The organism is Enterobacter sp. PL_is514, from assembly GCF_055816715.1.
Genome location: NZ_JBVPGN010000034.1, coordinates 621,308 through 642,391 on the forward strand (window position 1 = coordinate 621,308; position 21,084 = coordinate 642,391).

The 21,084-nt window shown below is 59.3% G+C and carries 19 protein-coding genes; 7 read left to right on the forward strand and 12 right to left on the reverse strand.

What is annotated here, in order from left to right; all coding sequences use genetic code 11:
• Nucleotides 1-15 precede the first annotated feature (15 nt).
• The 11 genes from AC0TNG_RS18570 to AC0TNG_RS18620 all read right to left on the reverse strand — a co-directional run bounded on the left by AC0TNG_RS18570 (nucleotide 16) and on the right by AC0TNG_RS18620 (nucleotide 13,205).
• Nucleotides 16-576, reverse strand: a complete 561-nt coding sequence (locus AC0TNG_RS18570) for an RNA polymerase sigma factor (protein WP_473712945.1) — start codon at nucleotides 574-576, stop codon at nucleotides 16-18.
• A gap of 5 nt (nucleotides 577-581) precedes the next feature.
• On the reverse strand, nucleotides 582-1,001 hold the full coding sequence (locus AC0TNG_RS18575; protein ID WP_473712913.1) for a hypothetical protein: 420 nt from the start codon (nucleotides 999-1,001) through the stop codon (nucleotides 582-584).
• A gap of 581 nt (nucleotides 1,002-1,582) precedes the next feature.
• Nucleotides 1,583-2,101 carry a P-loop nucleotide/nucleoside kinase family protein gene (locus AC0TNG_RS18580; protein ID WP_473712914.1) on the reverse strand — a complete coding sequence of 173 codons (519 nt, stop codon included), beginning with the start codon at nucleotides 2,099-2,101 and terminating at the stop codon, nucleotides 1,583-1,585.
• A 118-nt stretch (nucleotides 2,102-2,219) separates the two neighbouring features.
• Nucleotides 2,220-3,770 (reverse strand): methyl-accepting chemotaxis protein, encoded by a 1,551-nt coding sequence (locus AC0TNG_RS18585; RefSeq protein ID WP_024909531.1) that lies wholly within the window; start codon nucleotides 3,768-3,770, stop codon nucleotides 2,220-2,222.
• A 98-nt stretch (nucleotides 3,771-3,868) separates the two neighbouring features.
• Nucleotides 3,869-4,876, reverse strand: coding sequence for a LacI family DNA-binding transcriptional regulator (locus AC0TNG_RS18590; RefSeq protein ID WP_024909532.1), 1,008 nt, complete (start codon nucleotides 4,874-4,876; stop codon nucleotides 3,869-3,871).
• Nucleotides 4,877-4,904: 28 nt separating this feature from the next.
• Nucleotides 4,905-6,311 carry a sucrose-6-phosphate hydrolase gene (locus AC0TNG_RS18595; protein WP_473712915.1) on the reverse strand — a complete coding sequence of 469 codons (1,407 nt, stop codon included), beginning with the start codon at nucleotides 6,309-6,311 and terminating at the stop codon, nucleotides 4,905-4,907.
• Nucleotides 6,311-7,681 (reverse strand): sucrose-specific PTS transporter subunit IIBC, encoded by a 1,371-nt coding sequence (locus AC0TNG_RS18600; protein ID WP_024909534.1) that lies wholly within the window; start codon nucleotides 7,679-7,681, stop codon nucleotides 6,311-6,313. Before AC0TNG_RS18600 ends, AC0TNG_RS18595 begins: the two co-directional genes overlap by 1 nt.
• Nucleotides 7,682-7,747: 66 nt before the next feature.
• Complete coding sequence (locus tag AC0TNG_RS18605; RefSeq protein WP_024909535.1) at nucleotides 7,748-9,265, reverse strand: carbohydrate porin; 1,518 nt, start codon at nucleotides 9,263-9,265, stop codon at nucleotides 7,748-7,750.
• A 172-nt stretch (nucleotides 9,266-9,437) separates the two neighbouring features.
• Entirely contained in the window at nucleotides 9,438-10,328 is an 891-nt protein-coding gene (locus tag AC0TNG_RS18610; protein ID WP_473712917.1) for an aminoimidazole riboside kinase, read from the reverse strand.
• 88 nt (nucleotides 10,329-10,416) lie between these two features.
• Entirely contained in the window at nucleotides 10,417-11,628 is a 1,212-nt protein-coding gene (locus AC0TNG_RS18615) for a diguanylate phosphodiesterase (protein ID WP_473712918.1), read from the reverse strand.
• A gap of 95 nt (nucleotides 11,629-11,723) precedes the next feature.
• The gene (locus AC0TNG_RS18620; protein WP_473712920.1) at nucleotides 11,724-13,205 is read right to left on the reverse strand and encodes an alpha/beta hydrolase; all 1,482 of its coding nucleotides are present in this window, start codon (nucleotides 13,203-13,205) and stop codon (nucleotides 11,724-11,726) included.
• A gap of 264 nt (nucleotides 13,206-13,469) precedes the next feature.
• Between AC0TNG_RS18620 and AC0TNG_RS18625 the strand changes: the two genes are divergently transcribed.
• Genes AC0TNG_RS18625 through AC0TNG_RS18655 form a run of 7 tightly spaced genes read left to right on the forward strand, consistent with a single transcriptional unit; the run spans nucleotide 13,470 to nucleotide 20,304 of the window.
• Nucleotides 13,470-14,324, forward strand: coding sequence for a MurR/RpiR family transcriptional regulator (locus AC0TNG_RS18625; RefSeq protein WP_032647349.1), 855 nt, complete (start codon nucleotides 13,470-13,472; stop codon nucleotides 14,322-14,324).
• A gap of 12 nt (nucleotides 14,325-14,336) precedes the next feature.
• On the forward strand, nucleotides 14,337-14,912 hold the full coding sequence (gene ddpX / locus AC0TNG_RS18630) for a D-alanyl-D-alanine dipeptidase (RefSeq protein WP_061715081.1): 576 nt from the start codon (nucleotides 14,337-14,339) through the stop codon (nucleotides 14,910-14,912).
• Nucleotides 14,913-14,927: 15 nt separating this feature from the next.
• Nucleotides 14,928-16,460, forward strand: a complete 1,533-nt coding sequence (locus tag AC0TNG_RS18635; RefSeq protein WP_417927438.1) for an ABC transporter substrate-binding protein — start codon at nucleotides 14,928-14,930, stop codon at nucleotides 16,458-16,460.
• 23 nt (nucleotides 16,461-16,483) lie between these two features.
• Nucleotides 16,484-17,506: an ABC transporter permease gene (locus AC0TNG_RS18640; protein WP_417927439.1), complete on the forward strand. Its 1,023-nt coding sequence runs from the start codon at nucleotides 16,484-16,486 to the stop codon at nucleotides 17,504-17,506.
• Nucleotides 17,503-18,396, forward strand: coding sequence for a D,D-dipeptide ABC transporter permease (gene ddpC / locus AC0TNG_RS18645; protein WP_047647662.1), 894 nt, complete (start codon nucleotides 17,503-17,505; stop codon nucleotides 18,394-18,396). The genes AC0TNG_RS18640 and ddpC overlap by 4 nt, the downstream gene beginning before the upstream one ends.
• Nucleotides 18,396-19,382, forward strand: coding sequence for an ABC transporter ATP-binding protein (locus AC0TNG_RS18650; protein ID WP_473712921.1), 987 nt, complete (start codon nucleotides 18,396-18,398; stop codon nucleotides 19,380-19,382). Before ddpC ends, AC0TNG_RS18650 begins: the two co-directional genes overlap by 1 nt.
• The gene (locus AC0TNG_RS18655; RefSeq protein ID WP_473712923.1) at nucleotides 19,375-20,304 is read left to right on the forward strand and encodes an oligopeptide/dipeptide ABC transporter ATP-binding protein; all 930 of its coding nucleotides are present in this window, start codon (nucleotides 19,375-19,377) and stop codon (nucleotides 20,302-20,304) included. The genes AC0TNG_RS18650 and AC0TNG_RS18655 overlap by 8 nt, the downstream gene beginning before the upstream one ends.
• Here AC0TNG_RS18655 and AC0TNG_RS18660 read toward each other — a convergent pair.
• On the reverse strand, nucleotides 20,301-21,050 hold the full coding sequence (locus AC0TNG_RS18660; protein WP_008501706.1) for an SDR family NAD(P)-dependent oxidoreductase: 750 nt from the start codon (nucleotides 21,048-21,050) through the stop codon (nucleotides 20,301-20,303). The genes AC0TNG_RS18655 and AC0TNG_RS18660 overlap by 4 nt on opposite strands.
• Nucleotides 21,051-21,084: the final 34 nt, after the last annotated feature.

Genomic DNA, 21,084 nt, shown 5'->3' on the forward strand with positions numbered 1-21,084 from the left:
TTTTGTCTGTCGCCGCTATTCGCCCGTCAGCGCGTCATAGACGTCCCGCAGCCGCGTGCGCAGAAAAAGCACCGCCTTGTGCTTGCGGGATAACAGCGCCTGTTCGCTGGCGCCGGTCTCCTCTGCCAGCACCTTAATGCTGTAGCCGTGGAGCTCGGTCTTTTCAAACGCCTCCCGCTGCGGCGGAGGAAGTTCAGACAGCGCCTGCCCCAGCTCTTCCCACAGCAGCGTTTTGAGGTACTCCTCCTCCGGCGTGTGCGGTACGCCAAACAGGGTTTCGGCCAGCTCGTCTTCCGGAAAACCCTCGTCGTCTTCGCCCGTAAAATAGCCGGAGAGTGAGACCTCGCGCTTTTTACGCGCCCGGTCGGTCATCTCGTTACGCGCCGCGCGGAACAGCCAGGCGGCGACGTTTTCGACCGGCTGCTCCACTTTCATCAGCTGATACGTCACTTCCTGCAAAATGTCGTCGGCATCATCGCGAACGGACGTCCGTCCGCGAATGAAGGCTTTCAGCCGGGCGCGGCAGGCATTGAGCGCCGACATCAGCATGGATCCGCCCGCCTCCCCGGCTTTCATCTCGCTCACTCTGCTTCCGGCGCTTTTGGCGTGGCGTCATCGCGCTTATCGTCACGATGCCCGCGCCAGCCGCAGTGCCCGCGGCCGTGACGACCAAACCCTTCGCGGCGCTGCTGAATAAACGCCTCACGCTGTTCTGGCGTCATGTTCATCCAGCGCTCGTGCATCCGGCGGTGCGCGCCGAACATCCCCGGGCGGAAACCTAACCCGCCAAACAGAATGCGGCTCAGCACCAGAATGCCCAGCGCCTGCCAGAATCCGATGGCCTTAACGCCGAGGATGGCCGGGAGCAAGGCGTTCCACAGGGTCATCACCAGCAGGCCGAGCACGATGAAAATCACCGCGCCGATGACTAAGCCCTTGCCCATACGGTGGCGACCAAATCCGCGCCCGTGACCTCTGCCGTGCATATCAAAATCTCTCATGGTGTTTACCTCATTTACAGTAACTGATTATGGCTTGTGATGAGGTAGACGGATGAGGAAGGGAAATATTGCTGGGATGAATATAAATTTTTAGTGCTGCCGAATTTGGTCTCATAGCGGTAACGGCTGGCGGATGCTATGAGTCGCTTGCAGGCAAATCACTGCGTATGAAGAATTCGCTTAACCAATGCGATAGCAATGACGGCCAGTATGATTGAAAACAATGCCAGGAAGATGAGCAAGGATAATAGTGGATTTAACAAGCCACCTAAACTAGTGAAGTCGCTGATACGGCCGAGTTGCTCGGACGTGCATACACGCAGAATGATCTCAGGGATAATAAGCAAAAATATAATTACGGTCAGGACATAAATCAGAGCACTCTTGCGCTTTCCCATTTTCGATGTTGCCCCTAAGTTCATGTTGTGAATTAATTCTTCCAATGCGCGGTTCCGATTTCTGATTGCGCTGCGGTTTACGTTGCCGGTAAAAAACGAAGCTTTTTATTTCCTGAAGCCAATTATGCTGAATTCAGGCGAATCCTCAAAGTAGTTAAGCCATTGCAGGCGCTTGTCCATCGTTTAAGACCAGTTAAGCGCAATCTTATGCCTTATTTCCAGGATTTTATCTGCACACTCTGCCGCTGATAAAACGGCGGTGTCCAATATGAGATGTTCTCTCCCCCAGGGTTCGTACTCACGGTTTTTTACCTGTCCCCAGTCAGGAGGCGTGAGTCCTGGGATATCAGAGACTCTGTTCTCTACGCGATAACGATGTTCTTTTTCGTCTGAGCAGACAATTTCAACTTCCAGGAAAGGGACATTCAACGACAGAGCAATATTGCGGAAAGCATCTCGCACAAGGTTAATATCATTAACGGAATCGGTCACAACGGTGGAGCCCAGCTTAAGGTTCTCACTCGCTAAACCATAGAGGGCAAAATATCCCTCCGGTCCAATTTTTTGACCAGGTTCAGAGACCGACCGAATGGCCTGCTCAACGGTATCAACCCGCAGATAAACAGCCCCCAGCCTTTGAGTAACGATTTTTGCAACAGTGCTTTTACCACTGCCGGGTAGCCCACTAAAAATAATTAACATAATTTTCCCTGGCGATAATTACTAGTAGATTCGTGCTGCCTGTAGAGACGTCCTGAATTATACAGAAAGGGTTACACCAGATACAGAAAAGGCTCCCCCAGGAGCCTCCTTCATACCATCAAGCCTGCACCGGCAAACTAAAACTCGAAATACTCCGCGATAGCTGCTGCGCCTGCTCTTCCAGCGAGGCCGCTGCCGCGGCGGACTGCTGCACCAGCGCGGCATTCTGCTGCGTCACGCCGTCCATCTCGGTCACCGCCTGCCCAACCTGGCTGATCCCGCGGCTTTGCTCTTCGGAGGCGACGGAGATCTGCTCCATCAGCGTATTCACTTTATTCACCGATGAAATGATCGAGTCAATCACCTCGCCCGAGCGGCTCACCAGCTCCGCACCGTTTTTCACGCTGGAGACCGACTGGGCAATCAGGCTTTCGATGTCCTTGGCCGCCACCGCGCTTTTCTGCGCCAGGGTGCGGACTTCACTGGCCACGACCGCAAAGCCGCGGCCCTGCGTACCGGCGCGCGCCGCTTCAACCGCCGCGTTCAGCGCCAGGATGTTGGTCTGGAAGGCGATGCTGTTAATCACGCTGGTAATGTCTTCAATGCGCTTCGAGTTCGCCGCGATGGTATTCATTGTGTCGATCACTTCACGGGTCACCGCTTCACCGGTGTGGGCATTTTTCACAGCGTCCTGCACCAGCTTACCGGCCTGATACACGTTATCGGTATTGTTCGCCACCGTCGCGCTCAGCTCTTCCATGCTGGCCGCCGTCTGGGTTAACGCCGAAGCCTGCTGCTCGGTGCGTGACGCCAGGTCGATATTACCGGAGGCAATCTCCTGGGCTGCGTGCGTTACGGTATGGCTCGCATCGCGCACCTGGGCGATGGTCGCCAGCAGCGCCTGACGCATCTGCTCCATCGAGCCCATCAGGTGGTCGATTTCGTTGCCTGTACTCCCCTTCACCGGCACCGGAATGTCCAGCTTGCCTGCCGCAATCTGGCTGCAGTGCTCGCGCGCCAGGTTGACCGGCGCAAAGACAAAGCGCTTCATCAGCAGGCTGACGGCGACAATCACCACCACAAACAGGCTGGCGATAGCGGCAATGATCGCCAGGCCAGAGACGAAGTTACTGCTCGCATCTTCGTTCAGGCTTTTGGCGTATTTCTGGTGGACGGAAAGGACCTGGTCGAGAACGATCTCGTACTGGCGGTCGAGGCGGGAGACTTCCGGGATCAGCGCGTTAAATTTGGCGACATCGTGCGCCTCGGCGGCATCGATCAGCGGCGCCAGCCCCTGGTTGCGGTAGTTTTGCCAGGCGTCCTGATAGGCAGTGACCAGCGGCGCTTCATCGCTCAGGCGCGGCGACGCCATAAAGGCCGCAAAGGCGTGGTCCGCTTTGGTCAGCGCCTCTTTCACGGCGGTAAGCTTTGCAGCGCCGTCCGCCGCGTTGCCCGCTTCCACCATCTTCACATACTCCATCACCCGCACGCGCAGCGTACGGCTATGGTTGATCGGGTCAATAATGGACAGCACAACCTGGATCTCTTTGTTGACGTTATCCAGCGAATTATTACTTTTAATGATGAGGCCAACGCTGGTGACGGTGCTGACAACAAAGAAGAAAAGCAGCGAGAACAGGACAATCAGGGACGACTTTTTCAACGACATAAACCAATACCTCAAGGAGAATTATTCCTTATGGTTATCGGCGCTTCCAAAACTTAAATTAATTAAAGTTATTGATGTATCGGTCCGGGCTATATTGCTCACTTATAGCGCCGCTGCAGGGTGGCAGACAGCTTGCGTTGCAACGGTTCCGGGGTCTCCCCCTCGATCAATTTGCTAATCAAATCAAAGCAGTGCCACGCCAGCTGGCGATTATCCTGGCGGATGGTATCCACCGGGATCGTCAGCGAATCGTAGAGATAGTGATCGTCAAAACTGGCTAACCTGATATCGCTCTGCAGCAGGTTATGCTGGCCCATATAGCGCAGCACCCCTTCCAGCAGCCCGCAGGCGGCGGCGAAGAGCGCTTTCGGCGGACGCCCCAGGCGTGCGCAGAGTTCAGCAAACATCTCGTACCCGGAGCTCGGGTGATAGTTGCCGTGAATGATCCACTCGGGGCGCAGCGCCACACCGGCATCACGCAGCCCTTGCTTAAACCCTTCCAGACGGTCGCGTGTGGGCGACAGGCGGGGCTGGCCGCCGAGAAAGTAGAACTCATCAGGATGCTGGCGCGCAATGTCGGCCACCAGTTCGGTCGTCGGGGTAATGGAATCGGTGATCACCAGCGGCAGCGCGCTGTCGTTGATGTGGCGGTCAAACAGAACCACCGGCAGCTGCTCGCTCAGCTTATGGTAGTCCGCGTCGTTGAGCATGCTGGAGGCCACAATCAGCCCGTCCACCTGGCGCGCCACCATGTTGTTCACCACCACCGTCTCCTGCCCCGGGTTTTCATCGCTGCAGGAGATCAGCAGCTGAACGCCCGCCTCGCGGCACAGCGTTTCCAGCTCATGAGAAAAAACGGCAAAACCGTAGTTGGTGATCTCCGGGACCACCAGACCAATGGTGTGGCTGCGGTTATCCCGCAGCGACCGGGCGTGAATGCTGGGCTGATAGTGGTGCTCTTTTGCAATCGCCAGCACGCGCTCGCGCGTCTCTTCCGCCACGCGTAGCTCTTTGCTGCGCCCGTTCAGGACCAGGCTGGCGGTGGCTTTTGACACACCCGCCAGCTCCGCGATGTCTTTAATGGTGACGCGTTTTGTTTTTCTCACAACGACTTAGATCCGGCTGCCAAAACCCTCATTCTATCATGCAGGCGCGCAGCGACCAGTAGCGTAATGTGATATCGGACGCACCTTCGAATCGCATCCGGGCCGGATGGTCAGGAAAATAGCGGCTGCTCATCACCCCTTCACCGTGATTGATGAAAATTTCAACGCTGGAACGGTCGCACAGAACGCGCAAATGACGGACGTCGCCCTGCCAGTAGCGGGTCAGCGTTTCACCGGTTTTCAGGCTCGCGCGTTCCAGGCGTATACCCTGCTCATCGAGCGTGAGACGCAGCGCACCGCCAAAATCGACATTCACATGCGATGCGCCCAGCTCAAACTCCAGGCGCGTCGCGTCCAGGTCCGGCGCGTCGCTGGCGTGCCCCTGCCAGCGCTGCTCATCTTCACGCAGCGCCGTCAGCTCGCGCGCCGGGGTCTGCCAGAGCCTGCCGTCGCGATAGCGTAATTCGCGCGGGCAGGTCATCTGGTGCATCCAGCCGTGCGCCCGGGTTGGCTGAAGCATCTCTTCCCCGTCCGGTACGCCCATCCAGCCGATCAGAATGCGGCGTCCATCTTCCGCCAGCGCAGTTTGCGGCGCGTAAAACTCAAACCCCGCGTCCAGCTCGTGCAGCTCGCCGTGATCGAATGCGGCGCTGGCGTAATCAAACTCCCCGCTCATCCAGGTGGCCGGATAGGTATTGAGGTAGCGATGCGGCTCGCGCGCCAGCCCTTGCGGGCAGCAGATCAGGACGTGCGTCCCGTCGAGAGCGAACAGGTCCGGACACTCCCACATATAACCCGCGTCCGTCAGGCCGTTAACCCCGTGACCAGCGATCTCCCCGCAGGACGTCCAGGCGTGCAGATCGGCAGATTTAAACAGCAGCACCTTGCCGCGCTTCTGCACATCCTGCGCGCCGAGCACCATGTACCACTCCCCGTCGTGCTGCCACACCTTCGGGTCGCGCACGTGGCCGGTGTAGCCTTCCGACAGCGCCAGCACCGGCCCCAGCTTCGTAAAGGTTCCGTCCGGCTGTTCCACTGCCAGGCACTGCCAGGCCGTGCGGCTGCCGTCATCGAACTTAACGTTTCCGGTGTAGCACAGGGTCAGAACACCCTGGTTATCCACGGCGCTACCGGAGTAGCAGCCGTTGCGGTCATACGCTTCGTCAGGCATCAGCGCCAGCGGCTCATGCCGCCAGTGCACCAGGTCCGCAGAGCTCCAGTGCCCCCAGCACTTAAAGCGATGCTCGCAGTCCAGCGGGTTCCACTGATAGAACAGATGGTAGCGGCCGGCAAACCAGATAAACCCGTTCGGGTCGTTCATCAGCCCCGTCACCGGCGCGGGGTGCCACTGCGGATAGTGGCTATCCGCCAGCGCCCGTGGCTGACCTTTCATAACGGCCTGCAGGATCGCAGGCCAGCGGGAAGGCAACGTCATTATTCAGAGTCCGTTTTATATTTCAGCAGCAGTGAGACGGTAAACGCCACGCCGAAGGCAATCACCATGCCGATAATATAGTTGAGCAGCGAGCTGGCCTGCACGATGGCCATGCCCGGAATGGCGGTCAACCCAACGGCGGTCATGTAGACATGAACCGAGACCACCCAGGCCCCGCCCACCGCGCCGCCAATCAATGCGGCGATAAACGGCTTAACGAAGCGCAGGTTGATACCAAAAATGGCCGCTTCGGTGATGCCCAGCATCGCAGAAAACGCCGACGGTAAGGTAATGGCTTTGATTTTGGCATCTTTGGTTTTGAACCACACAGCCAGACAGGCGCCACCCTGCGCCACGTTCGCCATGGCCCAGATAGGCAGCAGGAAGTTAACGCCAATCGACGGGTTACCCAGCAGCCCGGCTTCAATCGCGTGGAAGCTGTGGTGAATACCGGTGATCACAATCACCGAGTAAAGTCCGCCGAACAGCAGCCCGGCCAGCCAGCCAGCGTGGGCGATCAGCGTGCTCAGAACGAAGGAGATACCATCCCCTAAGGCGCGCCCCGCCGGACCGATAATCAGCAAGGCGATAAATCCGGAGATAACGACGGTGAGGAACGGCGTCAGGATCAGGTCTAACGCATCCGGGATCGCGCGGCGCAGGTTTTTCTCCACGATGCTCATAAACCAGACGGCCAGCAGCACCGGGAATACCGTACCCTGATAGCCAATCATCGCGATCTCAAGGCCGAAGAAGTTCATGGTGTGGAAGCCGGAGGCCACGCCCCAGGCGTTGGTCAGCGCCGGGTGGGTCAGAATCCCGCCCAGCGTCGCGCCGAGGTACGGGTTACCCCCAAATTCGCGCGCGGCGGTAAAGCCAATCAGAATAGGCAGAATGATAAACGCCGCCGAGCTGCACATGTCCAGCATGATGTAGATGGCGTTATCCGCATTGACCCAGCCGTAGGTTTTCACCATGCCGAGCAGGCCCATCAGCAGACCGGACGCCACAATGGCGGGGATAATCGGCACAAAGATGTTGGAGAGCAGACGGGCAATGCGCTGGAACGGGTTGAGCTTGCGCGCCGCCAGGTCCGCGGCTTCCGATTTGCTGGATTCGCTGATCCCCGCCGCCTGAATAAACGCGGCGTACACCTTGTTAACCACGCCCGTGCCAAAAATCACCTGCATCTGCCCGGCGTTACGGAAGCAGCCTTTCACGCCGTCGACCTTGCCGATAGCCTGCTGATCCGCCAGCGCGTCATCAACCAGCACCAGACGAAGACGCGTTGCGCAGTGCGCCGCGCTGGCGATATTTTCCTTGCCACCGAGCAGTGGAATAAGCTCGCGGGCGATTTGATTAAAATCCATAGATACCTCTGCCTGACTTCTTTTTATGATGTGCGAAACGCTCCCGCCAGGCGGGAGCGTGATGGGTTAAAACCAGGTTTCCATCTGGACCCCAAAGTTCCATTCCCCGCCGGCGTTGAAGCCGCTGCTGCCAAAGGCATCATCGCTGGCGTAATGATCCAGTTTGCTGCTCCAGTCCATCCAGGTGGCAAACAGGCGCAGCTCCGGACGGCTGAAGAAATCGCCGATTTTGCTCGCTTTTAACGTTGGCGCAAAGGTCAGCTTGTAGAAACTGCCGTTCACGGCGTTGCGGTCCTTATAACCTTCCGGATTTAAATCCATGTACTGATAGCTTCCCTCAAACGCCAGCGCGAAGTTCTGCGTCACCTCTTTAATCAGGCGAGTGTTGAGCGTTACCCACTCATAGCTATCGCCCTTGACGTAGCGATCTTTACTGCTCTGTGCCAGTACGGCTGGCGCAACGCTCCAGCCACCGCCGATCGGCGTGACACCGTAACTTGCGAAGCGCCAGGTATCCGCCTCAGACAGCAGCGCGCCGTCGGAGCCGATGCTTTTCACCTCCGCACCCAGCCCGTGACCATAAAGCAGCGCCGTTTTGGCGGTCCCTTCGCGCAGGCCGTAGAAGCTATCATTATGCAAACCCACCAGGGCATGAACGCCGGTATTGGCGGCATCCGTTTTGATGAGATCGCCATTGGTATCTTTACGGTCGTCATTATCTTTCGCCCGCAGGCCGCTCACCATCAGCTGGAACGGGCCGGCGAAGTGGTTCATGCTGAGGATATAGTTCTGAACGTTGTTGTCGGTCTGCTCCACGCTGCCGAAGTTGCGGCCATAAATCGAGAAGTTGCTGCGCAGCGAATCGTTCCACTTCACGTCATAGACGCCGCCGCCGGTACCGGCGAGGAACACCACGTCGGAATCCAGCCAGTGAATGTCAAAGTTGTCGCGGTCAAAGCGTTTACCCGCCCAGAAGGTGCTGCCCTTCAGCGCGCCGGTAAAATCAGGCAGGTTGCCCAGCTCCGCGAAAGCCTGGCGAATATTGAGATCGCTGGTATCAGCTGACCAGTCGTTATAGGTTCTCTGACCGTCGGCCAGCATCGCTTTAAAGCGTGTGGTCGCCCCGTTGTCCAGGGTTTGCTTGTGCTCCAGATTTAGCTCCACGTAGGTATCGGCTTCGTTACCCAGACGCCCTACCGCACCGCCGGTTTCACCGGCCGGGGTCAGATAAGGACCGCTTTTGCTGCTGGAAGCCGCATCGTTCATCAGCAGGCCAGAACGAGCATAGCCGTGGAACTCAAACCCGCCGGTCTGATCCGCCTTCTTCTCCAGCGCGGTGGTGCGCTGCGCCACCTCCTGGGTCGTCGTTTGCGCCTGCTGCTGGGCGGCAACCAGCTGCTGCGTTTTTTGTTCTGCATCGGTGGCGCGCTTCTCAGCCACCTGCGCACGCGTTTCCGCCGCCTGGAGGCGTTGCTCCATTGCGGCAAGACGCGCTTCGATACTTGTCATATCCGTTTGGGCAAAAACAGAGGTACTTCCGGCCAGCATGCCTATCATCACGGCAAGTCTGCGTTTTTTATACATTTTGTCGCATCCCTAAAAGAAGTCATTAAACGTGCTAAATTGCTAAACCGGTTTAGGTTGCTGATACTAAACCTCTGGATTTTGGATCGGCAATCTTTTTTGCTAAACCGATTTAGTAAGTGTGATCGAGGCGACAATTCAGGCCGCCGGATGGCGGCCAGGAGAGGAGAAATTACAGGTCGTGCTGCCAGGGCAACGCGGTCATCGCCCCTTTGGCCGTGGTGGCCAGCGCGCCGCAGCGCTGGGCGAGCGCGATAACCGGAGGCAGTGCCTGACCGTCGGCCAGGCCGTAGAGCAGCCCCGCGACGAAGGCGTCGCCCGCGCCGGTTGTATCGACACACTGAACGGGGGTGGCCGGATAATGTTTCACAGTGCCCTCATGCCAGGCGATCACCCCCTCTTTACCCTGGGTGACCAGCACCAGACGCGCCGGGCAGCGCGCCATCAGCGTGTCCAGACCGACGTTTACCTGCACATCTCCGGTTAAAAACGCCAGCTCTTCGACAGAGAGTTTCACCACGTCTGCACTCTGCAGGGCCTGATCCAGGCAGCGACGCAGTTCGTTCTCATCCTGCCAGAGGTCCGGGCGAATATTGGGGTCGAAACTGACGTAACCGCCCGCCTCCCGGATGGCGGCCATCGCCTGAAAGGTCGCAGAACGGCTCGGCTCGGCGCTTAAGGCGATGGAGCAGACGTGCAGCCACTCCCCGGCGCTGAACGTCGGCAGATCGGCAGATTCCAGAAACAGATCGGCGCTCGGGCGCACCATAAAGGTAAACGAGCGTTCGCCGTGGTCATCCAGATCGACCACCACCGTTGAGGTGCGGTGCACCGGGTCAAGGCGCATAAACTTCACGTCGACCCGCTCGTCGGCTAATGTCTTAGACATAAAACGCCCAAAAGGATCGTCGCCAACCCTGCCGATAAAGGCGCTCTGGCCGCCCAGCCGGGCAACGCCGACCGCGACGTTTGCCGGTGCGCCGCCGGGACACTGCAGTAATCTGCCTTCTCCATCGGGCAGCAAATCCACTACCGCATCGCCAAGTACCCAGATTTTTTTCATGTAACCCTCTCAGCTAAACCATGTTAAACCGTTTTAGCTATTTAAGCACAGGCTGGACAAAGGGGAAATAACGGGAGGGAAAATTGACTTAACGCACCAGATGCGGCCAGTGGATATCGCCGACGCCATTAATCTGCGGACGGGCAAACAGAAAGCCCTGGAAACGGCGGATCCCGGCAGATTCGAGCCAGCACCACTCCTCTATTTTCTCGATGCCTTCGGCTACCAGGGTAATTTCAAGATCGGAGCAACAGCTGACGATGGAGCGCACGATCGCCTGCTTCGGGCCGCTGAGGTGAATGTTGCTGACAATTTCCCGGTCGATTTTAATTTTATCAGGCTGGAACCGGGTCAGAAGCGAAAGTCCGGCATAGCCCGAGCCAAAATCATCGATCGCCAGGCCAATCCCCTCACCGCGAAGCTGCTTGATGGCACTATTAAACTGGTTGAACCCGGAGATCATCTCGTTTTCCGTGACTTCAATGACCACCTGCTCCGGCTGAAGCCCATGTTGTTTAATCTGATCGACCAGAAATTCCACTGCGCCGGGGACATTCACCAGCGACATGGGCAGCAGGTTTACCGCTATTTTATGGCTGCCAATGCCCAGCTTTTCCGCCAGCGCAAAGGCATACGCTTTCGTCTGGAGATCAACTTCGTAGACGTTGTCCGGGTCGACAGTGCTGAAGAAATGCTCCGGACTGCCGCCGTCGTTGCCGCGGATAAGGGCCTCAAGGGAGCTGATCTTCCCTTCCGAGGGCTCGACAATAGGCTGCAGCGCAAACTGGCAGGTTTGTCCGGTAAACAGGCCCAGATGTTCGCCAAAGGGTAACGCCTCGGGTGAAAGCGTCCATTTTTCAGGGGTGTAGCGCGCGCCCGATGGGGCCGGACGTTTGCCCATGATAAACGTCTGAATAAATTTGAACACCCGATCGTCAGAGGTGAGATAGCTGTCCAGCTTGCTGTAATGCAGGACCGACTGCAGCACCTCTTTCGGTGACTGCGTCTGCAGATCGAACAGCAGCATCCCGACGTTTTCGAAGCGTCTGCGCGGACCATAGTCCCGCAGCAGTTCTACCACCCCACTGTGCCGCTTGTCCTCACGGATGGTATGGAAAAGTTTGACCACACTCTCTTCCGACCCTTCGAGGACCTGCAGAACCTCATTCCCATTAGCCAGGAGGACGCCGGTAATAGACAGTTTTGTGTTGCGGCCCCTGGCGCGCGCCACCAGCTCCCGCAGTTCAGTGGACGGGCGGGATAAATTCAACTGGCTTCGGTAGATCAGAGTCGTCAGCACAAAAAGGGGTTCCAATGAGAAAGAGAGGTGCCTTGAAGCTACTATGTAACATACTTAATCAATGCGACCTAACATATTCACGCTACAGGGGAACGTTACTTTTTCGCGTCCCCGATCCGGCTGTTAATCCTCTCCTGCATGTAGTCGTAAAACGGGTTCGAGGTGACCCGCATCAGCGCCTCTTTTCCGACGCTTAATACGGACGTTTCTCCCCAGAGCGCAATCGTCCCCAGGCTGATACCGTAGCGATTTTTCACCCCAGGTTCGCGACCATAGAGATCGTCATCCGGCGGGAACGGCACCGCAACGTGCGACAGGGAATAGACATCCTGCGGCCAGGACTGGGCAAGCGGCACCACCGTCTCCTGCGTTCTGCCTGCCGGGATTATTTTCGCCACCGTCGAGAAAGTGTGCTCGCTGGCATTGGTGATAATCGTGACACCGTAACGTCTCTGCGCGACCGGCAGCAGCGCCGTGGTGGCCGTCCAGGACGACGGTTTGAAGAGCGGACGGAAGCTCGCCGCCTGGTTGATATCGAACATCACCAGCTCGCTGCCGTTTGCCGGAAGCTGGTCAAACAGGCCACTGACCACCGCGCGGGTACTGACCGTGGAGTCCATCACCGACTGGAACGCCAGCACCGGCGGCAAATTCGCCAGCCTGTTTTCCCGCGCCGCGCGGCCAATCTGCTCCTGCAGGGCCTTTGTCAATAACCACGACTGGCGGGCGGCGTTCACCGGGAACGAATTGTATTTATACGGATTATATTCCGGGGAGATATTCAGCCAGGCCGCTTTGGCAAACGGCGGCAGCAGCGCCGGTAGCCCGGCGAAACCGGCGAACCGCGCAAAGGCCGTCACGCCGATCATCGGTGAGAGCAGTATCACCTGCTGCGGTTTACGCAGCGCAGGCGCGTCCAGCGCATCGAGGGCATATTTCATCGCCAGCGCCCCGCCGTTGGAGTAGCCCACCAGATGCAGAGGTACAGCCTCACCCGCGAGACGCGTAGCTTCCCGTACGGCAAGGCGCGTGGCCGCCAGCCACATTTCCCAGTCAACGTCCGTCAGCGCGCCGGGCGCGGTGCCGTGTCCGGGAAGACGCGGGACTACGGCCACAAAGCCGTGCTGCTGATAGTTCACGGCAAGGCGCCTGACGCTGTATGGCGAATCCGTCAGCCCGTGCAGCAGCACCACCGCGCCGCGGGGCTTGCCGGCTGGCATCAGCACAAAGGAGCGGTTGGCATCGGGGGCAAACTGACCGGGCCACACCAGGCTATGACGGTAATAGCGGTTTAACGGGGTTTGTTCCTCGCCCGCTGTTTTCGCCGTCACCGCGTTATCCAGATCGGTGAAAATCGCCTTTTCCCGCGCGAGGTACCCGGCAAAGTCGGCGTTATCCAGCTCGCGCACGGACATCTCATCGGCCCGCCAGGTGTGCCAGAGGTGCAGTTCCGGCCCCTGCTGCGAGAGATACACCCGCACCGCCAGCAGAACGACCAGAACGATCCCCACGACCATTCCTGTTTTCTTTGCAAGCGCGATCAGGCGCACGCTGACTCGCCAGGGCAAATTCGCCATGAGGGATCCTTTTATGTTCTCAGTGCTTCTATCTTATCAAAAATGTGAACAGGCTGACGTATTCACCAAATTCATACCTGCACGGTCAGACAGTGCACCAAAAGTGAACTACGCTGCACAAATGTTGATCATTGGTTAACCAAATATTGCATGAAGTTTACTGCGCAGCGGGGTTTCACCCGCCTGTGAACATGGCACGCGTCATGCATTGTTAACCAGGTAACACATTTTCGGCCATTGACAGCCAGTTAACAGCGAGGCGGTATGACGACGAAACCTGAGATGTTGAGCCGTATCGAAGCGACCTTCAGCCAGCTGACACCCAGCGAAAAGCGGGTCGGGAGCTGGCTGCTGGCGCACGCCGCGCAAATCCCGTTTGAAACGGCGGAGAGCGTCGGGCTGGCAAGCGGGACCAGCGGAATTACCGTCGGTCGCTTCCTGCGCAAGCTGGGGTATCGCAACCTGGAGGATGCCAAAAAGAGCCTGCGCGATCCGTACCAGCCCTGGGGCATGAACGAGCGCCTCGACTCCTGGCAGCAGCAGCGCCCCCTGCCCAACCGCCTTCAGCATGCCCTGTCGCTGGAGGTGGATGCCATCACACAGGTGTACCAGCTGGCACAAACGGATGCCTTTCGTCAGGTGGTGCACAACCTCGCCCACGCGGACGCGGTTTTTGTGCTGGGGATCCAGTCCACGCGCGGGATTGCCAATGCCTTCTTCAGCCACCTTGAATACCTCCGCCCGCGCGTGAGCTATTCGGAGGGCGCTTCCGGCAGTTGGGTGGAATCCCTGAACTCCGGGTTTGCGCACCCTTATGTCGTGCTGACCGACACGCGCACCTACTCCACGATGGCCCGCCAGTACTGCCGCGTCGCGAGCGAGAAAGGCATTCCGCTGGCCTTAATCACCGACATCTGGTGCCCGTGGGCGCGGGATTACCCGATTGATTTACTGCAGGTGAAAACCGATACCGGTCATTTCTGGGATTCACTTGCCCCCGTGAGCTGTCTGTTCAACCTGCTGCTGTCGGGCGTGGTGGAAGCGCTGGGTGAGGCGCTCCCGGCGCGTCTGGCGGTAAACCGACAATTACAACAAGAGTTTGGTCAATTCGAACGCTAAAGGAGCGGAGCTATGCCCGAAGAGAGTGAACTGATTGATGTGGTGAAGACGTTTCCCACGCTGCATATCGATCTGAAGTACGCCACCGCCGACAACATCACCGGCCGCCCGATCTATCAGGAGGCGCTGTGCCTGCTGCATACCGACGCGGCCACCGCCCTGGCAAAAGCCATCAGCATTGCCTCTCTGGCCGGTCTGAAGCTGGTGGTCTACGACGCCTATCGGCCGCAGCAGGCGCAGGCTCAGCTGTGGGATGCCTGTCCGAACCCGGAATACGTGGTCGACGTGGCGATTGGCTCCAATCACAGCCGCGGCACGGCCATCGACGTGACCCTGATGGATGAACATAACGCCGTGCTGGATATGGGGGCCGGTTTTGATGAAATGCATGACCGATCGCATCCGTATCACCCCTCCGTGCCGCCGCACGCCCAGCGCAACCGTCTGCTGTTGAACGCCATCATGTTTGGCGGCGGTTTTGTGGGTATCAGCAGCGAATGGTGGCACTTTGAACTGCCGAATGCAGCCAGCTACCCGCTGCTTGACGACCGTTTTGCCTGTTTTCCACTGACGCACACCCCTCTTTAAACCTGGAGCACTGCCATGAAAACATCGCTTATCTCGACTCTGATCGCCGCCACGCTGGCCCTGAGTGCCCCGCTGGCGCTGGCTGCCGTCCCGAAAGACATGCTGGCGATCGGCAAAGCCGCTGACCCACAAACGCTCGATCCGGCCATCACCATTGATAACAACGACTGGACCGTCACCTATCCGTCCTACCAGCGTCTGGTCAAGTACAAGCCAGGCTCTACCGAGGTGGAAGGCGATCTGTCGACGGGCTGGAAAGCGTCCGACGACCAGAAAGAGTGGACCTTCACCCTGGCGGATAACGCCAAATTCTCCGACGGCACGCCGGTCACCGCCGAGGCGGTCAAACTCTCCTTTGAGCGCCTGCTGAAGCTCGGCCAGGGGCCGTCTGAGGCCTTCCCGAAAGATCTGAAAGTGGAGGCCGTTGATGAGCACACGGTGAAATTCACCCTCAGCCAGCCGTTCGCGCCTTTCCTCTACACCCTGGCGAACGACGGCGCCTCCATCATTAACCCTGCGGTGCTGAAGGCCAATGCCGCGGACGACGCGCGCGGCTATCTGGCGCAAAACACCGCCGGGTCCGGGCCGTTTATGCTGAAGAGCTGGCAGAAAGGCCAGCAGCTGGTGCTGGTGCCAAACCCGCACTGGTCGGGCGACAAGCCGCACTTCAAGCGCGTCTCGGTGAAAATTATCGGTGAGAGCGCATCGCGTCGTCTGCAGCTTTCCCGCGGTGACCTGGACATTGCCGACTCACTTCCGGTCGATCAGCTTGCGGCCCTGAAGCAGGAAGGGAAAGTGGCCGTCGCCGAATACCCGTCCCTGCGCGTGACTTACCTCTATCTCAACAACAGCAAAGCGCCGCTCAATCAGGTCGATTTACGCCGCGCGGTCTCCTGGGCGACGGACTATCAGGGGATGGTGAAAGGCATTCTGAGCGGCAACGGCAAGCAGATGCGCGGCCCGATCCCGGAAGGCATGTGGGGCTTTGACGCCACGGCAATGCAGTACAGCTTCGATGAGGCCAAAGCTAAATCGGCGCTGGAGAAGGTCAAAGATAAGCCCGCCAGCCTGACCTTCCTCTACTCGGACAACGATCCGAACTGGGAGCCTATCGCCCTCTCGACGCAGGCCAGCCTTGGCAAGATCGGCATTAACGTCAAGCTGGAAAAACTGGCCAACGCCACCATGCGCGACCGCGTCGGCAAAGGCGATTACGACATTGCCATCGGCAACTGGAGCCCGGACTTTGCCGACCCGTACATGTTCATGAACTACTGGTTCGAATCGGACAAAAAAGGGCTGCCGGGCAACCGGTCGTTCTATGAGAACAAAGAGGTCGATTCCCTGCTGCAGGCGGCGCTGAAAACCACCGACCAGGCGGAACGCACCAAAGATTACCAGCAGGCGCAAAAGGTGGTCATCGACGAGGCGGCCTACGTTTATCTGTTCCAGAAGAACTACCAGCTGGCGATGAACAAAGAGGTCAAAGGCTTCACCTTTAATCCGATGCTCGAGCAGGTGTTCAACATCGCCACCATGAGTAAATAACGGTTCTCGCCGGGGGAAAGTGTATGACGTTCTGGAGCATAGTGCGCCAGCGCTGTTGGGGGTTACTCCTGGTGGTGGCCGGTGTCTGTATTATCACTTTTATTATTTCACACCTGATCCCCGGCGATCCGGCCCGTCTGCTGGCCGGCGATCGCGCCAGCGACGAAATCGTGCAGAACATCCGCCAGCAGTTAGGGCTGGATCGGCCGCTGTATATACAGTTTGGCCGCTACGTGGACGCTCTGGCCCACGGTGATTTAGGCACCTCCATCCGTACCGGGCGTCCGGTCGCTGAAGACCTGAAGGCCTTTTTCCCCGCCACGCTGGAGCTGGCCTTTTGTTCTCTGATGCTGGCGCTGGTCATCGGCGTGCCGCTGGGGATTTTGTCGGCGGTTTACCGCAACCGCTGGCTGGATCACCTGGTGCGTTTAATGGCGATGACCGGGATCTCCACGCCGGCCTTCTGGCTCGGTCTGGGCGTCATTGTCCTGTTCTATGGGCACCTGCAGATCCTGCCGGGCGGCGGCAGGCTGGACGACTGGCTCGACCCGCCTGCCCACGTCACCGGCTTTTATCTGCTGGACGCGCTGCTGGAAGGTAACGGAGAGGTCTTTTTCAATGCGCTGCAGCACCTAATTTTGCCCTCGCTGACGCTGGCGTTTGTTCACCTGGGCATCGTGGCGCGTCAGGTCCGTTCCGCGATGCTGGAGCAGCTTAGCGAAGACTACATTCGCACGGCCCGCGCCAGCGGCCTGCCCGGCTGGTATATCGTCCTGCGCTATGCCCTGCCGAATGCGATGATCCCGTCCATTACCGTACTCGGGCTGGCGCTGGGCGATCTGCTGTACGGCGCCGTGCTGACCGAAACCGTCTTTGCCTGGCCGGGCATGGGCGCCTGGGTGGTGACCTCCATTCAGGCGCTCGATTTCCCTGCCGTGATGGGCTTTGCCGTCGTTGTTTCGCTGGCCTACGTGCTGGTTAATCTGGTGGTCGATCTGCTTTACCTGTGGATTGACCCGCGAATCGGGCGCGGAGGTGCCGAATGATGTTAACGCAGGAAACGCCCGTCCCGGTTAAAACCGCCAGACAACGCATCAACTGGGCAAAGCTGTTCTGGATGCTGCGTCAAAGCCCGCTCACGATCGTTGGCGGCGTCATTATGATTGCGATGCTCTTCCTGATGGTGGCCTCACCGTGGATTGTGCCGCATGACCCGAACGCGCTGGATCTGACCGCCCGCCTGCAGGCGCCTTCTGCGCAGCACTGGTTTGGTACCGACGAGGTGGGCCGCGACCTGTTCAGCCGCGTGCTGACGGGCAGCCAGCAGTCGATTACTGCCGGGCTGGCGGTGGTGGTGATTGCGGGCGGCATTGGCTCGCTGCTGGGCTGTCTGTCCGGCGTGCTCGGCGGGCGCGGCGACGCCATCATCATGCGGGTGATGGACATTATGCTCTCGATTCCCTCCCTGGTGCTGACCATGGCGCTGGCCGCCGCGCTCGGGCCGAGCCTGTTTAACGCCATGCTGGCGATTGCGATTGTCCGCATTCCGTTTTACGTCCGCCTGGCGCGCGGGCAAACTCTGGTGGTGCGCCAGTTTACCTACGTGCAGGCCGCCCGCACCTTTGGCGCGTCCCGCTGGCATTTGATCCGCTGGCATATCCTGCGCAACGCCCTGCCGCCGCTAATTGTGCAGGCGTCGCTGGACATCGGCAGCGCCATCCTGATGGCCGCCACGCTGGGGTTTATTGGCCTGGGGGCGCAGCAGCCCACCGCCGAATGGGGGGCGATGGTGGCCGTTGGCCGTAACTACGTCCTGGACCAGTGGTGGTACTGCGCGTTTCCCGGTGCGGCGATTTTGATTACCGCCGTGGGCTTTAACCTGTTTGGCGACGGTATCCGCGATCTGCTGGATCCGAAATCGGGAGGGAAACAGTGATGACCGACCCGGTACTCAAGATTGAAGACCTGCATCTGAGCTTCCCGATTTTTCGCGGCGAGGTCCACGCGCTGAACCACGTCTCGCTGGAGATCGGCAGGGGTGAAATTGTCGGCGTGGTGGGCGAATCCGGTTCGGGTAAGTCGGTGACCGCCATGCTCACCATGCGCCTGCTGCCGGAGGGCAGCTACCGCATTCATCACGGTCAGGTGAAGTTACTCGGCGAAAACGTCCTGACGGCGTCCGAGAAGCAGCTTCGCCAGTGGCGCGGCGCAAAGGTCGCGATGATTTTTCAGGAGCCGATGACTGCCCTCAACCCGACGCGGCGAATTGGCAAACAGATGGTGGAGGTGATCCGCCAGCATCAGCCGCTTTCCCGGCATGAGGCACAGCAGAAGGCGATTACCCTGCTGGAAGAGATGCAAATCCCGGACGCGAAACAGGTCATGGCGCGCTATCCGTTTGAGCTGTCCGGCGGGATGCGCCAGCGGGTGATGATCGCCCTTGCCTTCTCCTGCGAGCCGGAGCTGATTATCGCCGACGAACCGACCACCGCACTGGACGTCACCGTCCAGCTGCAGGTGTTGCGCCTGCTGAAGCACAAGGCGCGGGCCAGCGGCACCTCGGTGCTGTTTATCAGCCACGATATGGCCGTGGTGTCCCAGCTCTGCGACAGAATGTACGTGATGTATGCGGGCAGCGTGATCGAGAGCGGTGCCACGCAAACGCTGATCCATCAGCCTGTTCATCCCTATTCCATCGGCCTGCTGCAGTGCGCGCCGGAAAACGGCCAGCCGCGCGCCCCGCTTCCCGCCATCCCCGGCACGGTCCCCAACCTCAGCCAGCTTCCGCAGGGATGCGCGTTCCGCGAACGCTGCTTTGCCGCCGGGGCGAAATGCAGCGAAACGCCGCGCCTGCAGCCCCATGGCGCAGAAGGCCAACAGGCTGCCTGCTGGTATCCACAACGGGAGAAACACCATGTCTGATGTACTGCTGGAACTGGATAGCGTGCACGTGAATTTTGCGGCACGTAAAAACTGGCTGGGCCGCGTGACGGAACAGGTCCATGCGCTCAACGGGCTCGACCTTGAGATCCGTCGGGGAGAAACGCTTGGCATTGTCGGGGAATCCGGCTGCGGGAAAAGCACGCTGGCCCAGCTGCTGATGGGCATGCTTAAGCCCAGCACCGGCGCCTGCCAGCGGGCGCACCACGCGGGCGGCATGCAGATGGTGTTTCAGGATCCGCTCTCCTCGCTCGACCCGCGCCTGCCGGTCTGGCGCATCATCACCGAGCCGGTATGGGTGCAAAAGCGCAGCAGCGAGCGCGAGCGCCGTCAGCTGGCTGAAAACCTGGCGCTGCAGGTGGGCATTCGCCCGGAATATCTCGACCGGCACCCGCACGCCTTCTCCGGCGGGCAGCGCCAGCGCATTGCCATCGCCCGGGCGCTCTCGTCCGATCCGGATATTATCGTGCTCGATGAACCCACCAGCGCGCTGGATATCTCCGTGCAGGCGCAAATCCTCAACCTGCTGGTGACCCTGCAACAGCAGCGTAATCTGACCTACGTGTTGATCTCACATAACGTCTCGGTGGTCAGGCACATGAGCGACCGCGTGGCGGTGATGTACCTTGGGCAGATTGTGGAGCTGGGTAGCGCCGCGCAGGTGCTTGGCGAGCCGCGCCATCCTTACACCCGTCTGCTGCTCGACTCTGTTCCCCGCACCGGTGAACCGCTGGATGAGACGCTGACCTTACGCAAAACGGAGCTTCCCGGCAATCGCCGCCTGCCCGAAGGCTGTTTCTTCCGCGACCGTTGTCCAATGGCAACGCAGGGGTGTGAGCGTCCCCAGCCGTTACAGCCCTCTCACGAGGGCCGTGACGTCCGCTGCTGGCGCAGTGTGGGTTAAATTTGCGCCATCCCACCGTCCACGAACAGCTCGGTGGCGTTAATAAAGCTGGCCGCGTCGGAGGCCAGAAACGCCACCGCTTTACCCACCTCACCCGGCGCGCCTAAACGCCCCAGCGGCACCTGAGCGGCCAGCGCGTCGTACAGCCCCTGACGATGTTCTTCCGGCACCAGATCGCCGAGACCAGGGGTTTTGATCGGGCCCGGGCTTACCACGTTGACGCGGATCCCACGGCCCTGCAAATCCAGCGCCCAGGAGCGGGCAAAATTGCGCACGGCGGCTTTGCTGGCACTGTAGACGCTGAAGTTGGCCGTCCCCTTAATGGACACCGTCGAGCCGGTCAGAATAATCGAGGATCCGGCGGACAGCAGCGGCAGCGCCTTCTGTACCGTAAACAGCACCCCGCGGACGTTGGTGCCGAAAATCCGGTCAAACTGCTCTTCGGTTATCGCGCCCAGCGGCAGCATATCGCCGCCACCCGCATTGGCGAAAAGAATATCGAGGCGGCCTTCTTCTTTGGCTATCCGGGCATAGACCTCGTCCAGGTCCGCCAGTTTTGACACGTCAGCGCGAATGCCCACTGCTGTTGAAGCGATTTCAGCCACCGCCGCGTCCAGCTCGGCCTGACGTCGTCCGGTGATGTACACCTTCGCGCCCTGGGCCGCCAGCTCCTGCGCCGTGGCAAGACCTATGCCGGTGCTGCCGCCGGTGACCAGTGCGATTTTTCCTGAGAGAGTCGTGTTCATGTCATTTACCTTTTAGTGGGTTTGCGTTGGACAA